The sequence below is a fragment of the Alloyangia pacifica genome, from assembly GCF_900116195.1.
In the GTDB taxonomy this organism is placed as follows: domain Bacteria; phylum Pseudomonadota; class Alphaproteobacteria; order Rhodobacterales; family Rhodobacteraceae; genus Salipiger; species Salipiger pacificus.
Genome location: NZ_FOZW01000001.1, coordinates 581,643 through 597,801, shown reverse-complemented (window position 1 = coordinate 597,801; position 16,159 = coordinate 581,643). Strand labels below are relative to the sequence as shown.

Genomic DNA, 16,159 nt, shown 5'->3' with positions numbered 1-16,159 from the left:
CGCCGAAAGAGAGGACAAGAGCCATGCAGATGAGCGATACCCGCGTGATCAAGGCCCCGCGCGAGGTGGTCTGGGCCGCGATCCTGAACCCCGAGGTGCTGAAGGCCTGCGTGCCCGGCTGCACCGAGCTGACCGGCACGCCCGAGGACGGCTTCGAGGCCACGGTGGTGCAGAAGGTCGGCCCGGTGAAGGCGACCTTCAAGGGCACGGTATCGCTGTCCAACATGACCGAGCCCGAGGCGGTGACGCTGTCGGGCGAGGGCAAGGGCGGGGCTGCGGGCTTTGCCAAGGGCGGTGCGGACGTGCGCTTTGCCGAGGTGCCCGAGGGCACCGAATTGACCTACGAGGTCGACGCCAAGGTCGGCGGCAAGCTCGCCCAGCTCGGCAGCCGGATCATCGACGGCTTTGCCAAGAAAATGGCCGACCAGTTCTTCACCAACCTGCAGGACGCGGTGGAGGGACCGAGCGACCCCGACGAGGCGCCGGAGGCCGAGGGCGAGGCCGCCGAAGAGGGCAAGAAGAAAGGCTGGTTCAAGCGGATGGTCTCGGGCTGACGCCCGTGCCAGAGTGCAACCGAGCCAAAACCGAACAGTCATCCCAGGGAGGGTACGTATGACCAAGGTAACGATGACGGTGAACGGCAAATCCGTCAGCAAGGAGGTCCGGGGCAATATGCTCATGACCGAGTTCCTGCGCGACGAGCTGCATCTCACCGGCACCCACGTCGGCTGCGACACCTCGCAATGCGGCGCCTGCAATATCCACGTCAACGGCGAGAACGTGAAGGGTTGCACCATCTTCGCCGCCGAATGCGACGGCGCCGAGGTCGGCACTATCGAGGGGCAGGCCAATGCCGACGGTTCGCTGAATGCGATCCAGCAGGCGTTCCAGGACCACCACGGCCTGCAGTGCGGCTTCTGCACCCCGGGCATGGTGATGTCGGCGGCCTCGCTGCTGAAGGAGAACCCCAAGCCAACCGAGGCCGAGATCCGCCACTACCTCGAGGGCAACATCTGCCGCTGCACGGGCTACCACAACATCGTCAAGGCGATCATGGCCGCCAGCGGTCAGGATGTGAGCTCCATCGCGGCGGAGTAAGCCGGGTCGGACGCATGGAGGCGTCCGCCCTTGCGTATTTGCAGAACATTGAAAGGCGCGGTGCAGCGCCTTTGACGGACCGGCGGCGGAGGGGAGACCGCCATCGGTGACGGGAGGTCCGGCGGAAATGGAGTCCGCCGGGAGGAGAGTTCGAGGCGGGCCGGGCGCGGAAGTCCGGGCGGGCCTGCCGGGCATATCAGGGAGGAGACCCCATGCCGAAGGATCATGGTATCGGAGCGGCCCAGAAGCGGCGCGAGGACGTGCGCTTCCTGACCGGGGCCGGTCAGTACACCGACGACATCAACGTCTACGGACAGACCTACTGCCACTTCCTGCGCTCGGACGTGGCGCATGGCAAGATTGCCTCGATCGACACCAGTGCCGCCGCGGCGATGCCCGGCGTGGTGCGGATCTTCACCGGCACCGATTTCGAGGGCGTCGGAGGGCTGCCCTGCGGCTGGCAGGTGACCGACAAGAACGGCGATCCGATGAAGGAGCCGCCGCACCCGGTGCTGGCACAGGGCAAGGTCCGCCACGTCGGCGAGCCGATCTGTGCCGTGGTGGCCGAGACGCTGGAGCAGGCCCGCGATGCCGCCGAGGCTATCGAGCTGGAGATCGAGGAACTGCCGGCGGTGGTCGACATGAAAGCGGCGCTCGAGGGCGGCGCAGCCAAGGTGCACGACGATCTTTCGGACAACCTCTGCTACGACTGGCAGTTCGGCTCGGAGACTGCTGCGGTGGAAGCGGCCTTTGCCTCGGCCGCGCATGTCACCACGCTCGAGCTGGTCAATAACCGGCTCGTCGCCAACCCGATGGAGCCGCGCGTCGCGGTGGCGGAATACGCCCGCGCCAATGACGAGAGCACGCTCTACACCACCTCGCAGAACCCGCATGTGATCCGCCTGCTGATGGGGGCCTTCGTGCTGGGCATCCCCGAGCACAAGCTGCGCGTGGTGGCCCCTGACGTCGGTGGCGGCTTCGGCACCAAGATCTTCCACTATGCCGAGGAGGCCTTCGTCACCTTCGCGGCACGGCAGATCAACCGCCCGGTGAAATGGACCTCGACCCGATCCGAGGCCTTCATGTCCGACGCCCATGGCCGCGATCACGTGACCAAGATCGAGCTGGCGCTGGATGCGGAGAACAACTTCATCGGGCTGCGCACCGACACCTTGGCCAACATGGGGGCGTACCTGTCGACCTTCGCCAGCTCGGTGCCGACCTGGTTGCATGGCACGCTGATGGCGGGCAACTACAAGACCCCGGCGATCCAGGTGAACGTCAAGGCGGTGTTCACCAACACCGTGCCGGTGGATGCCTACCGCGGCGCGGGCCGGCCCGAAGCGACCTTCCAGCTCGAGCGGCTGGTGGACAAGGCGGCGCGGGAGCTCGGTGTCGATCCGATCAAGCTGCGGCGTCAGAATTTCATCGAGAGCTTCCCCTATGCCACCCCGGTGGCGGTGGAATATGACACCGGCGACTACGTGGCGACGATGGACAAGCTCGAAGAGATGATCGACATCCCCGGCTTTGCCGCCCGCCGCGCGGAGAGCGAGGCGAAGGGCAAGCTGCGCGGGCTCGGCGTCAACTGCTACATCGAGGCCTGCGGCATCGCGCCGTCGAACCTCGTCGGCCAGCTCGGCGCGCGGGCGGGGCTCTACGATGCCGCGACCGTGCGGGTGAACGCCACCGGCTCGATCTCGGTCATGGTCGGCGCGCACAGCCACGGGCAGGGGCATGAAACCGCCTTCCCGCAGGTGGTGGCCGATATGCTGGGCATCGACGAGAGCATGATCGAAATCGTGCATGGCGACACTTCGAAAATCCCCTTCGGCATGGGCACCTACGGCTCGCGCTCCCTTGCGGTCTGCGGCTCGGCCATGGTCCGCGCCACCGAGAAGATCATCAACAAGGCCAAGAAGATCGCGGCCCACCTGATGGAAGCCTCGGAGGGCGACATCGAGCTGCAGGACGGCATGTTCACCGTCGCGGGCACCGACAAGTCGGTGGCCTGGGGCGATGTCACCCTCGCCGCCTACGTGCCGCACAACTACCCGCTGACCGAGATCGAGCCGGGGCTGGAGGAGACGGCCTTCTACGATCCGGCCAACTTCACCTATCCCGCCGGCGCCTATGCCTGCGAGGTGGAGGTCGACCCCGAGACCGGCAAGGTGACCATCGAACGGTTCGCCGCCGCCGATGATTTCGGCAACGTGGTCAACCCGATGATCGTCGAGGGGCAGGTGCACGGAGGGCTGGCGCAGGGCATCGGCCAGGCGCTGCTGGAGAACTGCGTCTACGACGCCGACGGCCAGCTGCTCTCGGCCAGCTACATGGATTACGCCATGCCACGCGCCGGGGACGTGCCGTTCTACAAGGTCGACCACAGCTGCGCCACGCCCTGCACCCACAACCCGCTGGGGGTGAAGGGCTGCGGCGAGGCCGGGGCGATCGGCTCGCCTCCGGCGGTGGTGAACGCGGTGCTGGATGCGCTGAACAACGCCGGGCACAACGTCGCGCATATCGACATGCCCGTCTCGCCGCACCGGGTCTGGCAGGCCATGCAGGGCTGAGCTCTTTCCCGGCGGAGATGCTTGCATCTTCCGCCGGGCAGGGTGAGTATTTGGAGAAAGATGAAAGGGTTGCGCTGCCCCGGACGGCACCGGACCCTTCCGCAGGAGGACGACGATGTACAGCTTTGACGTTGTGAGACCCAAGAGCGTGGCGGATGCCGTGGCGGCGCTCGGCGAAGAAGAGGCGCAGGCGCTCGGCGGCGGGCAGACGCTGATCCCCTCGCTCAAGCAGCGGCTCGCCATGCCCTCGGTGCTGGTGAGCCTGGCCTCCATCGACGAGATCAAGGGCGTCTCGAGCGAGGGCGGCGCGGTGAAGATCGGCGGCGGTACCACCCACGGAGCCGTGGCACGCGAGGTGGCCTCGAGCTACCCGGCGCTGGCGGCCATGGCGAGCAATATCGGCGATCCGGCAGTGCGCAACCGCGGCACCGTCGGCGGCAGCCTTGCCAACAACGACCCGGCGGCCTGCTACCCTGCGGCGGCGCTGGCCTCGGGCGCGACCATCGTGACCAACACGCGCGAGATCGCGGCGGACGACTATTTCCAGGGCATGTTCACCACGGCGCTGGAAGAGGGCGAGATCATCACCGCGGTCAGCTTCCCGATCCCGGAAAAGGCGGCCTACATCAAGTTCGAACAGCCCGCCTCGCGCTTCGCGCTGGTCGGTGTATTCGTCGCCAAGTTCGGGGACGGCGTGCGGGTGGCGGTGACCGGCGCCTCGGAAGAGGGCGTGTTCCGCTGGACCGAGGCCGAAGCGGCCCTTTCCGGCGACTTCTCGGCGGCGGCACTTGACGGGCTTTCAGTACCGGCCGACGGGCTGATGACCGACCTGCACGGCTCGGCAGCCTATCGCGCGCATCTGATCGGCGTGCTCACCAAGCGGGCGGTGGCGCAGGCGTAACCGCTTGCGCGTCTCCGGCAAGACGCTCAGACGCCCTCCGGGAGCCCGGGGGGCGTCGTCTTTTGAGCGTGCCGTCCCGCGCTATCGCGCCAGGGCCAGCAGCCCCGCGACGTCGAGATGCTCTTCCATGTGGTCCGCCAGCGCGTCGAGCACCGTGTCGACCTTCGCCTCGTAGCGGACATCGCTGCGGGAGACCCCGAGCCCCTCGAGCCAGGCGCTGCGGAAGGCGTCGTCGGAGAAGAGCCCGTGCAGGTAGCTGCCGGTGATCCGCCCGTCCGGTGACATCGCACCGTCCGGAGCGCCACCCACCATCGCGAAGGGGCGGGCGCAGTCGGGGCCCTCGGTGCGGCCGATGTGAATCTCGTAACCGTCCAGCGGCAGGCCGCTCGCAGCGTGGGTCGCCGAGACGCGGGTGAGGCGCTTGTCGGCGGTCATCACCGTCTCGATGTCCAGCAGGCCGAGGCCCGGGTCGCTGCCCGCCGGACCTTCGATGCCCTCGGGGTCCGAGATGCTGCGGCCCAGCATCTGGTAGCCACCGCAGATGCCGAGCACGTGGCCGCCGCGTCGCACGTGTGCCGCGAGATCCACGTCCCATCCCTGCGCGCGCAGGAAGGCGAGATCGCCGCGCGTCGATTTACTGCCCGGGAGGATCACGAGGTCCGTATCGCCGGGGATCGCCTCGCCCGGCCCGAGCATGCTGAGCGAAACGCCCGGCTCCTGCGCCAGCGGATCGAGGTCATCGAAATTGGCGATGCGCGACAGCGCGAGGCAGACGATCTTCAGCCCGGCCTCACGAGACCGGCGCGGCAGATCGAGCGCATCCTCGGCGGGGAGAAGATGTGCGTCGCGGAACCACGGAAGAACGCCGAAACCGCGCCAGCCGGTGGTCTGCTCGATCAACGCATAGCCATCATAGAAAAGACGAGGATCGCCGCGGAACTTGTTGATCAGGAAGCCTTTTACCAGATCCGCATCCTCGGGATCGATAACCGCCTGCGTGCCCACGACCTGCGCGATCACCCCGCCACGGTCGATGTCCCCGGCCAGCACCACCGGCACCTCCGCCGCCCGGGCAAAGCCCATATTGGCGATGTCGCGGGCGCGCAGGTTGACCTCGGCCGGGCTGCCCGCGCCCTCGACCAGCACGAGGTCATGGGTCGCCTTGAGGCGTTCGAAACTCTCAAGCACCCCGGCCAGCAGCCGCGGTCGCAGCCCACCGTAGTCGCGCGCCTGCGTCGTGGCGATACGCTTGCCCTGCAGGATCACCTGCGCGCCCATATCGGTCTCAGGCTTGAGCAGCACCGGGTTCATATCGGTCACCGGCTCCAACCGGCAGGCCCGCGCCTGCAGCGCCTGCGCCCGGCCGATCTCGCCGCCGTCGGCGGTCACCGCGGCGTTGTTCGACATGTTCTGCGGTTTGAACGGCGCCACCTTGAGGCCGCGCCGGAACGCGGCGCGGCAGAGCCCGGCGACCAGCATCGACTTGCCGACGTTCGAGCCGGTGCCCTGCAACATCAGCGCGGGCACGGCGCGCCTCGTGCGGAGCGTTTCGCGGGGCCCGAGGGCGCGCCTGCGTATTTTGGGAACAATGAAAGCGCGCGCATTTCGGGGCCTCGGGCTCGTTACTCGGCCCTGAGTGCCACCGCGCGCCTCGGGATTCCAGCCTGAAAAGCGCCGGTCAGGAGCGGGCGATGTAGCGGTCGCGGCGGTGGTTGATGGCAATCAGCGCGTTGAGGATGATCGCGCCCAGCAGCGACCAGAGCACCTGCATCGGCGCGAAGAACAGAAAGGATGACGCAAAGACCAGAAGGTCGAAGCCGAGCTGGATCCAGCCGGCCTTGATCCCGCGCGTGTCCTGCAGCCAGAGCGCCACGATGCCCACTCCGCCCAGCGTCGCGCCGTGGCGGAAGAGCGACAGCAGCCCAATCCCGGCGCAGACGCCGAAAAGCGCGGCGGCCAGCGGCGGCGAAACCTCGACCTGCAGGCCGAGGGGCATGAGGTCCACCATGCTCGACATCAGCACCACCGAGATGAAGCTCTTGATGGTGAAGCGCCAGCCGAGCTGCTTCACGGCCAGGATGTAGAAGGGCGCGTTGAGCAGGAAGAACAGCAGGCCGAAGCGCAGGCCCGTGGGCTCGCCGAGCACCAGCGCGAGGCCGGCGATCTGCCCGGTGAACAGGCCCGAGGCGCGCAGGAACTGGATGCCCAGCGCCACGAGCGTGGTGCCGACGAGGATGCCGTGGACGTCTTCCCACAGCGTATGGCGATCGGGAGGGGGGCTATCGAGGAGGAGCATGGGGCAGGAATGCTGACCTTTATGCACAAGGTCAAGGGGGCATTCGCTGCGGCGCGGCGTCAGTCGTCGGAACTGCCTGCAAATGAGGCAGGAACGAAGACGGCCGGCCCCGAAGGACCGGCCGTTGTTTCAAGGGCTTGCCGGCAGGATCAGGCCGCGCCGAGCGCCTTGTTGAGGTTCTCGTCAACCTTCTCGAGGAAGCCCATGGTGGTGAGCCACTTCTGGTCCGGCCCGACGAGCAGCGCGAGGTCCTTGGTCATCCAGCCCGATTCCACGGTCTGCACCACCACCTTCTCGAGCGCCTCGGCGAAACTCATCAGCTGCGCGTTGGCATCGAGCTTGGCGCGATGCTTGAGGCCACCGGTCCAGGCGAAGATCGAGGCGATGGAGTTGGTCGAGGTCGCCTGGCCGGCCTGGTGCTGGCGGTAGTGACGGGTGACGGTGCCATGCGCCGCCTCGGCCTCGACGATTTTGCCATCGGGGGTCATCAGCTGCGAGGTCATCAGCCCGAGCGAGCCGAAGCCCTGCGCCACGGTGTCCGACTGCACGTCGCCATCGTAGTTCTTGCAGGCCCAGACGAAGCCGCCGTTCCACTTCATGGCGCAGGCCACCATGTCGTCGATCAGCCGGTGTTCGTACCAGATCTTCTTCTTCTTGAACTCGGCCTCGAACTCTTCCTCGTAAACCTTTTGGAAGAGGTCCTTGAAGCGGCCGTCATAGGCCTTGAGGATGGTGTTCTTGGTCGACAGATACACCGGCCAGCCCATCATCAGCCCGTAGTTGAACGAGGCGCGGGCAAAGTCGATGATCGAGCTGTCGAGGTTGTACATCGCCTGGTAGACGCCGGCGGAGGGGGCCTGGTAGACCTCCTTCTCGATCACCGTGCCGTCCTCGCCGACGAATTTCATCGTCAGCGTGCCGGCGCCGGGGAAGTGGAAATCGGTCGCTTTGTACTGATCGCCGAAGGCGTGGCGGCCGATCACGATGGGCCGGGTCCAGCCGGGCACCAGGCGCGGCACGTTGCGGCAGATGATCGGCTGGCGGAACACCACACCGCCGAGGATGTTGCGGATCGTGCCGTTGGGCGAGCGCCACATCTTCTTGAGGCCGAATTCCTCGACCCGCGCCTCGTCGGGGGTGATCGTGGCGCATTTCACCGCGACACCGATCTCGCGGGTCTTCTCGGCCGCGTCGATGGTGATCTGATCCTCGGTGCGGTCACGCTCCTCGATCCCCAGATCATAGTAGAGCAGATCGACGTCGAGGTAGGGCAGGATCAGTTTCTTCTTGATGAAGTCCCAGATGATCCGGGTCATCTCGTCCCCGTCCATTTCGACGATGGGGTTCTCGACCTTGATCTTCGACATGGGTGTCCCTTTCGATGGCTTGAGTCGGCTGAGCCGCATGTAGCGCGTTTCCCACGGCGAGGGAAGGTCGGTATGCAACCGTATACCGCAACGTCGCTCAATTCGCCGCATTTTCCCGGGACGATTAGCGAAATCGAAAACCTTCGCCGCTTATGCAGGCGTCATGAAACAAAAAGCTGAGGATTTCATGACCGCGCTTCTGCTGGCCTGCGTGCTCACCATCAGCCTCGGGGCCGGAGTCTTTGCGATCTTCGGCGGCCCCGGGGGCGAAACGGCTGCAGGCGTCGTCCTGGTCATCGCGCCGCCATGGGGCCTTGGGGCCCCGGCGCTGGTCATCGAGGCCGGAGGGCGGCAGATCGGCCCGGCCTCGGCCCCATTCGGAACGTTCGCCACCTTCGAGGGACCGGCGCCGGTGGCGCGGCTGCGGGCCCTCGGGGCCTGGGCCACCCGCGATGCCCGGGCGCTGGCCACCATCTGTGGAGTCCGCCCATGAGCCGAAGGGCCCTGAGATCGTTTTCCGGCGCCCTGCAGGAGCGGGTCCGGACCCTTTCCGAACGCAGGATGCTGCTGCTGCTCGGGATCATGTTGCTGCCGGTCTTCGTGGTCACCGACCTCTACCTCGGCCGGGTGATGATGCCGAGCACCGGGGCCGCTGCCGCGCTCCTCATGATCGGCGCGCTCGCGATGCGGCTGCGCAGCGGGCTCACCGACCACGTGCTCTGTGCCGTGGTCGTCGCCGAAGCCTCAATCCTCACCGCTGCCTACAGGCTGCACCCCTGGCAGCTCGACACGCACATGATCTATTTCGTCATGCTCGCCGGCATTTCGATCCTGGGGCGGGTGAATGTGCTGCTCTTCGGCTGCCTTCTGGTCGCGCTGCAGCACCTCGGCCTCGTTCTGTTGATGCCGGCGCTGGTCTTTCCCTCGTCCGACCTGATCGAGAACCTCATGCGCGTGGTGCTGCACGGCGGTATCGTCATCATGGAGGGGCTGATCCTGACCCTCGCGATCCTGCAACGCAACGCCGCGCGCCAGCGTCTCGCCGAAAGCGCCGAAAGGCTCGCCGACGAAAGCCTCAGGGCCGCGGAGGCGCAGGTCCGGGCCGAGGCAACGGCTCAGCAGACACAGGACCTTGTCGCGCGCTTCTCGAAACACTTCCACGCGCTCGCCGAGCGCGATCTCAACTGCGCGCTCGATGAGCCGATGGAAGGTGTCTTCGAGTCGCTGCGTCAGGACTTCAACCGCGCCCTCGGGCAGTTGCAGGATGCGCTGGACAGCGCCCGGCGCACCGCCGATGGCGTCGACGAAGAGGCTGGCGCGCTGGAGCAGGTCACCGGCGACCTCTCCACCCGCAGCGAACGGCAGGCCCAGCAACTCAGCACGGCGGCCGGCGGCATGGCGGAGGTTACCGGTGCCTTGCGCGGGACTGCGACACGCGCGGGTGAGTTGTCCGAACAGGCGCGACTGGCCCGCGACAGCGCCGAGGGAGGGGGGGCGGTGACCGACCGGGCAATCGCAGCCATGCAACTCATCGAACAGAGTTCGTCCGAGGTCGGCAAGATCATCGACCTGATCGACGACATTTCCTTCCAGACCAATCTTCTGGCGCTGAACGCCGGGGTCGAGGCAGCGCGCGCCGGGGAGTCGGGCAAGGGCTTTGCGGTGGTCGCCTCGGAGGTGCGGCAACTTGCGCAGCGCACCTCCGAAGCCGCCGCCGGCGTCAAACAACTCATCCTCGACAGCGAGGAACAGGTGTCCGAGGGCGCCAAGCTGGTCAATGAAGCCGGCGGGCGCCTGTCCGCCATTGTCACCGCGGTCAGCACGGTGAGCAACATGATCACGGAGATCCGCGACGACGCGAAGGGGCAGTCGGAACGCCTGTCGGCGCTCTCCGATGCGGTCTCGCGGCTTGACAGCCAGACCCAGGAAAGTGCTGCCCTGAGCGAGGAGATGGCTGCCATGGGGCTGCGCCTGCGCGGCCATGCGCGGGACCTGGCGCGGGACATGGCCGTGTTCCGTCTCGCCCCCCCGACACCGGCAAAAGCCCACAACGCGCGCAGCGCCTGATCGCAGGAAGCTTGATCCACCTTCGCTTCACCTGCGCCGCACCCGGACCCGCTGCGCCGCGGGTCCTGAGCCATTGTGCGTGGGAACTGCTTCCCATCAAGCGTCGCACCTCTGCGATCGGGCCAGCGTGCCCAAGCAGGGGCAGACTATAGGTCGCGGTAAATCTTTACCCTCGACAGCGCGCGGTTGTGGTTTGGCGACCACCTCGAAAATGCCGCGCCCCGGAGCAGAGGCATCCGGGGCGCATGGTATTCGTAGCCCGGCTATCGCCGGGCCGCGGCGGTTCGGCTCAGCTCCCCGAGGCCGCTTCGAGCTTTTTCAGTCGCAGCATCAGCAGAAAGGCGAGGCTGACCTCCACGAAGACGCCGATGGACAGCGGCAACGGCGTGCCGTTGAACATCAGCCCCACCGGTACCGCCAGGACCACCGCGATCACTGTCGACAGGGCGCCGAGCAGCGAAGAGGCGATGCCCGCGATATGCCCCACCGGCTCCATGGCGATGGCGTTCACGTTGCCCATGGTCAGGCCCATCATGAAGAAGACCGAAACCTGCCAGATCAGGAAGACGGCAAAGCCGAGGTTTCCGGTCAGCCCGCTGGCGAAGATCACGCAGGCGAGGGCCGAAAGCACGATCTGCATCAGCAGCACCGCGGTCACGATCCGCCGCATTCCCAGCCGGCCCACGAGCTTGGCGTTAACGAAGCTTGCAGATGCCGCGAAGACCGCCGCGCCGCCGAACCACAGCGGGAAATAGGTGCCCTGGCCGTAGCTGATGTCGTAAATCTGCTGCACCGACGAAATCATCGAGAACATGCAGGCAGCAACCAGCGCCTGCACCCCGATCGAGACCTGCACCACCGGGTGACCGAGCAGCTCCTTGGTGGCCGCCCAGAGCGGGCCGGCACGGAACGGCCTCCGGCGCTCGCGCGGCAGGGTTTCGGGCAGGCGGATGGTCATCCAGATCGCGATGATCGAGGCGAAGGCGACAAAGGCCAGGAACACGCCGCGCCAGCCGGCGAAGCCGATGATCAGCGTCCCGATGCTGGGTGCCAGCGCGGGGAAGAGGGTGAAGACCATCATCACGAAGGACATGATCTGCGCCATGCCCCGCCCGGCGTAGACGTCGCGCACGATGGCCAGGGCAACCACCCGCGGCCCTGCGGCGCCCAGCCCCTGCAGCATGCGCGCCGCGAGCACCATCTCGAGCGTGTCCTCGCCCGCCGCGAGCAGCGCCGCGACGATGTAGATCGCGATACCGCCGAGGATCACCGGCTTGCGTCCGAAGGTGTCCGACAGCGGCCCGGTGAACAGGGTACCGATCCCCATGCCGAAGACGAAGCTGGTCACCACCAACTGCGCGCGGTTCAGGTCGTCCGGCGTCAGCTCGGTGCCGATTTGCGGCAGGGCAGGCAGCATCGCGTCGACGGAAAAGGCGATGGTCGCGAACATCGCGGCGAGCAGGGCGATGAATTCAAAGCGGCCGGGGCCCTTCGACGCGCCGGCCGCGTCCTTGGGATCGGAGGATGTCATGGTCATTTCGGTCTCGGCAGGAAAAGCCCCGCGGATCGACAGATCGCGAGGCAGGAGGAGGGGACAGGGGTGTCGCCCTAGAGCTAGCTGGAAAAGCGACGCAGCGGAACCCGCCCGGCGGTCCATCGCCGCACAGACGCGGCGCGCTCCATGCACAGGCTCGGCGCGGATGCGGCGGGTACGCGCGCGCCAGGCCTCGCGAAGAACCGCGGCGTCAGGCCTGGGCGCGGAGTTCCTCGATGACCCGCAGCCACAGCTCGGTGGGCTGTGCGCCGGGCACCGCGTGCTGGCCGGCAACCACGAAGGTCGGCACCGCGCTCACACCCATGCTCCGCGCCGAAGCGTCCATCTGCGCGATCTCGGGCAGGTCCGCCTCTGTGGCAAGCAGGCGCTGGACCATGGCACCATCCATGCCCGACCCGTCGGCGACGTCGGCCAGCACCTCGGCATCGCCGATATCGCGCCCGTCAACGAAATAGGCGCGGAACAGCGAGGAGACGACGGCGGTCTGTACGCCTTCGACATCGGCCCAATGGATCAGCCGATGCGCGTCGACGGTCGAAGGGGTGGTGCGGATCCGGTCGAGATGGATCTCCAGCCCGGCCTCGGCGGCCTTTTCGGCGATCGGCATATAGGCCTGCACCGCGCCTTCCTTGCCGCCGAACTTCGCCTCGAGATAGGTGCGGCGGTCCATGCCGCCCGCCGGCATTTCCGGGTTCAGCATGAAAGGGCGCCAACGAAGGGTCAGGCCGTGATCCGGCTGCTCGGTCATCGCCCGATCCAGCAGGCCCTTGCCAATGTAGCACCAGGGGCAGATCGGGTCGGAGAAGATATCAATCGTGGTCATCAGAGGTCCGTCTTTTCCTCGCCTCATAGCAGGCCAGGCGCGCCTTGGCGACAGCACTCGCGCCGAAGGCAGAGTATTTCGGGTCTACCCGAAATAGAGGCGGACCGCTCCGCGCCCGCGAGCCAAGCCGGAGAACGTGATCCTTCTCTTTCCAGACAAGCCAGACCAAATAAGCTGGAGGTGAGTTCGCCGCGGGCGGAGAGGGGGCAGCGCCCCCTCCCGGGGGTCTCAGCCGCGCCCGCGTGTCTCGAAGCGTGGCAACATGGCCGAGAAGTCCCGACCGCGCCCGTCCTCCTCCTCGACGAAGGCCCGGTAGAGCTCAAGCGCCCGGGCCCCCATCGGCGTGTCGGCATCCGCGGCCTCGGCGGCCTGCTGCGACAGGCCGAGGTCCTTCAGCATCAGCTCGGCGGCGAAGCCCGGCGTGTAGCCGTTGTCGGCTGGCGATTTCGGGCCGACGCCGGGCGCCGGGCAATAGGCGTTCATCGACCAGCTGTAGCCCGAAGAGGTCGAGACCACGTCGAACATCGCCGCGCGCGAGAGACCCAGCTTGTCGGCCAGCGCGAAGGCCTCGCAGGTGGCGATCATGGTGACGCCAAGGATCATGTTGTTGCAGATCTTCGCCGCCTGGCCGTTGCCCGAGGGACCGCAGTGCACGGCCTTCTGCCCCATGATGTCGAAAAGCGGTTTGGCGGTGGCAAAGGCCTCTTCCGAGCCGCCGACCATAAAGGTCAGCGTGCCCGCCGCCGCACCGCCGATGCCGCCCGAAACCGGCGCGTCGAGGGCACCAAGTCCGGCGGCCCGAGCGTCCTCCGCCACCGCGCGGGCGCTCTCCACGTCCACCGTCGAGCAATCGAGCAGCACCGCGCCCGGGTTCATGGTAGGAATGACCTCCGCCGCCACGCTGCGCAGGATCGCGCCATTGGGCAGCATGGTGATGACCACCTCGGCGCCCGCCGTCGCCTCCGCCGCGGTGCCCGCCTGCGCCGCGCCCTCTACGATGACGCCCGCCACATCGAAGCCGATGACCTCGTGGCCTGCTGCGATCAGGTTCGCCGCCATGGGCGCGCCCATGTTGCCCAGTCCGATGAAACCGATTTTCATGTCTCTCTCCTCCCCAAGCCCAGGTGCCCGATGCCAAAGGCTCAGAGCGCCAGTTCATCCTCTGCCAGCGGCGCCAGCAGCGCCGAAACCCGCGCCGACGGAACGCCGTCCAGCGGCAGGCTCCAATGCGGGTTGCGGTCCTTGTCGATCAGCTGCGCGCGCACCCCTTCAAGAAAATCGCCTTGCTGCATGATGCGGAAGGCGACGCGATATTCCTGCGCCAGCGCCGCCTCGATGTCGTCCGGAGCAGGGCCAAGCCGCGCCAGCATCTCCAGCGTGGTGGCCATCGACAGCGGCGAATTGCGCCGAACCTGCTTCAGCGCAGCCTGTGCCAACTCGCTGTCCGAGCCGGCAAGCGCCGTCTCGACTCCCCCCAGATCGCCCGAGCCATAAAGCGCGTCGATCTCGCTCTGTGCCGCCGCCATCGGACTCTGCGGGGCAGGGCGCGCGGCCTCGTCCAGCGCCGAGGTCTCGCCGGTCTCCATCAGCCGTTCCTTGAGCAATTCCCAGTCCACCTCGGGCACGAAGACGTCGGCGAAGCCCGCGTGGATCGCATCTCCGGGCCCCATGCGCGCGGCGGTCAGCGCCAGATGCGCGCCAAGCCTGCCGGGGGCCCGCGCCAACAGGAGGGAGCCCCCCACGTCCGGCACGAAGCCGATGCCGCATTCGGGCATGGCCACCTGCGCGCTCTCGCCCACCACCCGGTGCGAGCAATGTCCGCCGAGCCCGACACCGCCCCCCATGATGAAGCCGTGCATGAAGGCAACGATGGGCTTGGGGTAGGCGGCGAGCTTGGCATTCATCCGATATTCGTCGGCCCAGAAGCGGCGGCCGAAATCCACGTCACCGTCCAGCCCGCGCCGGTACATCTCGGCGATGTCACCGCCGGCGCAGAAGGCGCGCTCGCCCTCAGCGTCGAGGATCACCAGCGCCACCTCGGGGTCCTCGGCCCAGGCGTCGAGGGCTCTTTCCGCCTCGAGGCACATCTCCCAGCTCAGCGCGTTCAGCGCCTTGGGCCGGGTGAGGGTGATATGGCCGGCGCGGCCGCTCTTGCGGGTCAGGATCTCGGTCATCGGTTTCCGATCAGGCTGCGCGCGGTGATCATGCGCATGATTTCATTGGTCCCCTCGAGGATCTGATGCACCCGGAGGTCGCGCACCAGCTTTTCGATACCGTAGTCCGCCAGGTAGCCGTATCCACCGTGCAGCTGCAGGCACTGATCGACGACCTTGGAACCTGCCTCGGTGACGAACTTCTTGGCCATGGCGCAGAATTTCGTGGCATCGGGCGCGCCGGTGTCGAGCTTCCAGGCCGCCTGCCGCAGGAAGACCCGCGCCGCCTGCAGCTCGATCTCCATGTCGGCCAGCCGGAACTGCAGCGCCTGGAACTGGTCGATGCTGGTGCCGAAAGCCTTGCGCTCGGCCATGTAGTCCAGCGTCGCATCCAGTGCCGCCTGGGCCGCGCCGAGCGAGCAAGCCGAGATATTGAGCCGCCCGCCGTCGAGCCCGGCCATGGCATAGCGAAAGCCCTTGCCCTCTTCGCCGAGCAGGTTGACAAGCGGCACCTCGCAGCCGTCGAGCTGCACCTGTCGGGTCGGCTGGCTCTTCCAGCCCATCTTGTCCTCGAGTCCGCCGAAGCTCAGTCCCTCGGTGCCATCTTCCACGAGGATCGCCGAGATGCCCTTTGGCCCGTCCTCGCCGGTGCGGCACATGACGAGATAGGCATCCGAATAGCCGCCGCCGGAGATAAATGCCTTGGTGCCGGTGAGCCGGTAGCTGTCATTGCTCTTCTCGGCCTTCGTGCGCAGCGCCGCGGCGTCCGAGCCGGAGCCCGGCTCGGTCAGGCAGTAGGAGAGCACCGTTTCCATGGTCAGCGCGCCGGGCAAAACCCGCGCCTTGAGCGCGTCGGATCCATAGGCGTCGATCATCTTGGCGCACATGTTGTGGATCGACAGGAAGGCTGCCACAGAGGGGCAGGCCATGCTGAGCGCCTCGAAGACCAGCGTGGCGTCGAGCCGGGTCAGCCCCGAGCCACCGCTTTCCTCGGAGACGTAGAGCCCACCGAAGCCCAGTTCCGCCAGCCTCGGCCAGAGCTCGCGCGGGATCGTGCCCGCCGCCTCCCAGTCGCGGGCATAGGGCGCGATGTGCTCCTGTCCGAACGCCCTCGCCATGTCGAAGATCGCCTGTTGCTCCTCGCTCGGTGCAAACTCCATGGGGCCTCCCTTTCCCGATGGTTCCGCGGCCTCCCAACCCCGGAAATGAACGTTCGTTCAGAACATGGCGGGATTTCCCGGCCGATGCAAGCCACCCGCGGCGGGGAAACGCCGCGCAACTTCGTCTAGACTGAAATATCTCGGGGGAAAGGCGCACAGCGCCTCG

Annotated in this window: 14 protein-coding genes; 6 read left to right on the top strand and 8 right to left on the bottom strand. The window is 67.1% G+C overall.

All coding sequences use genetic code 11. The annotated features are described in order from the left end of the window. Positions 1-23 precede the first annotated feature (23 nt). From BM397_RS02920 to BM397_RS02905, 4 genes are all read left to right on the top strand, one after another. Positions 24-554, top strand: a complete 531-nt coding sequence (locus BM397_RS02920) for an SRPBCC family protein (protein ID WP_092421530.1) — start codon at positions 24-26, stop codon at positions 552-554. Between the two features lie 58 nt (positions 555-612). Beyond that, on the top strand, positions 613-1,098 hold the full coding sequence (locus BM397_RS02915) for a (2Fe-2S)-binding protein (protein ID WP_092421527.1): 486 nt from the start codon (positions 613-615) through the stop codon (positions 1,096-1,098). Positions 1,099-1,310: 212 nt separating this feature from the next. Further along, a complete protein-coding gene (locus tag BM397_RS02910) occupies positions 1,311-3,671 on the top strand; it encodes a xanthine dehydrogenase family protein molybdopterin-binding subunit (RefSeq protein ID WP_092421524.1) in 2,361 nt (786 codons plus the stop codon). Positions 3,672-3,786: 115 nt separating this feature from the next. Continuing rightward, complete coding sequence (locus BM397_RS02905) at positions 3,787-4,572, top strand: FAD binding domain-containing protein (RefSeq protein WP_092421521.1); 786 nt, start codon at positions 3,787-3,789, stop codon at positions 4,570-4,572. A gap of 81 nt (positions 4,573-4,653) precedes the next feature. On the opposite strand, the gene BM397_RS02900 is transcribed toward BM397_RS02905, so the two are convergent. The 3 genes from BM397_RS02900 to BM397_RS02890 form a co-directional block, all read right to left on the bottom strand. After that, positions 4,654-6,099: a cobyric acid synthase gene (locus BM397_RS02900; protein WP_092421518.1), complete on the bottom strand. Its 1,446-nt coding sequence runs from the start codon at positions 6,097-6,099 to the stop codon at positions 4,654-4,656. A 151-nt stretch (positions 6,100-6,250) separates the two neighbouring features. Further along, positions 6,251-6,868: a YitT family protein gene (locus tag BM397_RS02895; RefSeq protein ID WP_092421515.1), complete on the bottom strand. Its 618-nt coding sequence runs from the start codon at positions 6,866-6,868 to the stop codon at positions 6,251-6,253. Between the two features lie 149 nt (positions 6,869-7,017). Continuing rightward, on the bottom strand, positions 7,018-8,235 hold the full coding sequence (locus tag BM397_RS02890; RefSeq protein ID WP_092421512.1) for an NADP-dependent isocitrate dehydrogenase: 1,218 nt from the start codon (positions 8,233-8,235) through the stop codon (positions 7,018-7,020). A gap of 163 nt (positions 8,236-8,398) precedes the next feature. Between BM397_RS02890 and BM397_RS02885 the strand changes: the two genes are divergently transcribed. Both BM397_RS02885 and BM397_RS02880 read left to right on the top strand, forming a co-directional pair. Then, on the top strand, positions 8,399-8,728 hold the full coding sequence (locus BM397_RS02885; protein ID WP_245695996.1) for a hypothetical protein: 330 nt from the start codon (positions 8,399-8,401) through the stop codon (positions 8,726-8,728). After that, entirely contained in the window at positions 8,725-10,302 is a 1,578-nt protein-coding gene (locus tag BM397_RS02880) for a methyl-accepting chemotaxis protein (RefSeq protein WP_092421509.1), read from the top strand. Before BM397_RS02885 ends, BM397_RS02880 begins: the two co-directional genes overlap by 4 nt. Positions 10,303-10,591: 289 nt before the next feature. Here the strand turns inward: BM397_RS02880 and BM397_RS02875 are convergent, their stop codons facing one another. The 5 genes from BM397_RS02875 to BM397_RS02855 form a co-directional block, all read right to left on the bottom strand. After that, on the bottom strand, positions 10,592-11,833 hold the full coding sequence (locus BM397_RS02875) for a multidrug effflux MFS transporter (protein WP_092422389.1): 1,242 nt from the start codon (positions 11,831-11,833) through the stop codon (positions 10,592-10,594). A gap of 214 nt (positions 11,834-12,047) precedes the next feature. After that, the gene (locus BM397_RS02870; protein WP_092421506.1) at positions 12,048-12,680 is read right to left on the bottom strand and encodes a DsbA family oxidoreductase; all 633 of its coding nucleotides are present in this window, start codon (positions 12,678-12,680) and stop codon (positions 12,048-12,050) included. A 228-nt stretch (positions 12,681-12,908) separates the two neighbouring features. Further along, a complete protein-coding gene (gene mmsB, locus BM397_RS02865; protein ID WP_092421503.1) occupies positions 12,909-13,781 on the bottom strand; it encodes a 3-hydroxyisobutyrate dehydrogenase in 873 nt (290 codons plus the stop codon). 41 nt (positions 13,782-13,822) lie between these two features. Further along, on the bottom strand, positions 13,823-14,854 hold the full coding sequence (locus BM397_RS02860) for an enoyl-CoA hydratase/isomerase family protein (RefSeq protein ID WP_092421501.1): 1,032 nt from the start codon (positions 14,852-14,854) through the stop codon (positions 13,823-13,825). Next, on the bottom strand, positions 14,851-15,993 hold the full coding sequence (locus BM397_RS02855) for an acyl-CoA dehydrogenase family protein (RefSeq protein ID WP_092421498.1): 1,143 nt from the start codon (positions 15,991-15,993) through the stop codon (positions 14,851-14,853). Before BM397_RS02855 ends, BM397_RS02860 begins: the two co-directional genes overlap by 4 nt. Positions 15,994-16,159: the final 166 nt, after the last annotated feature.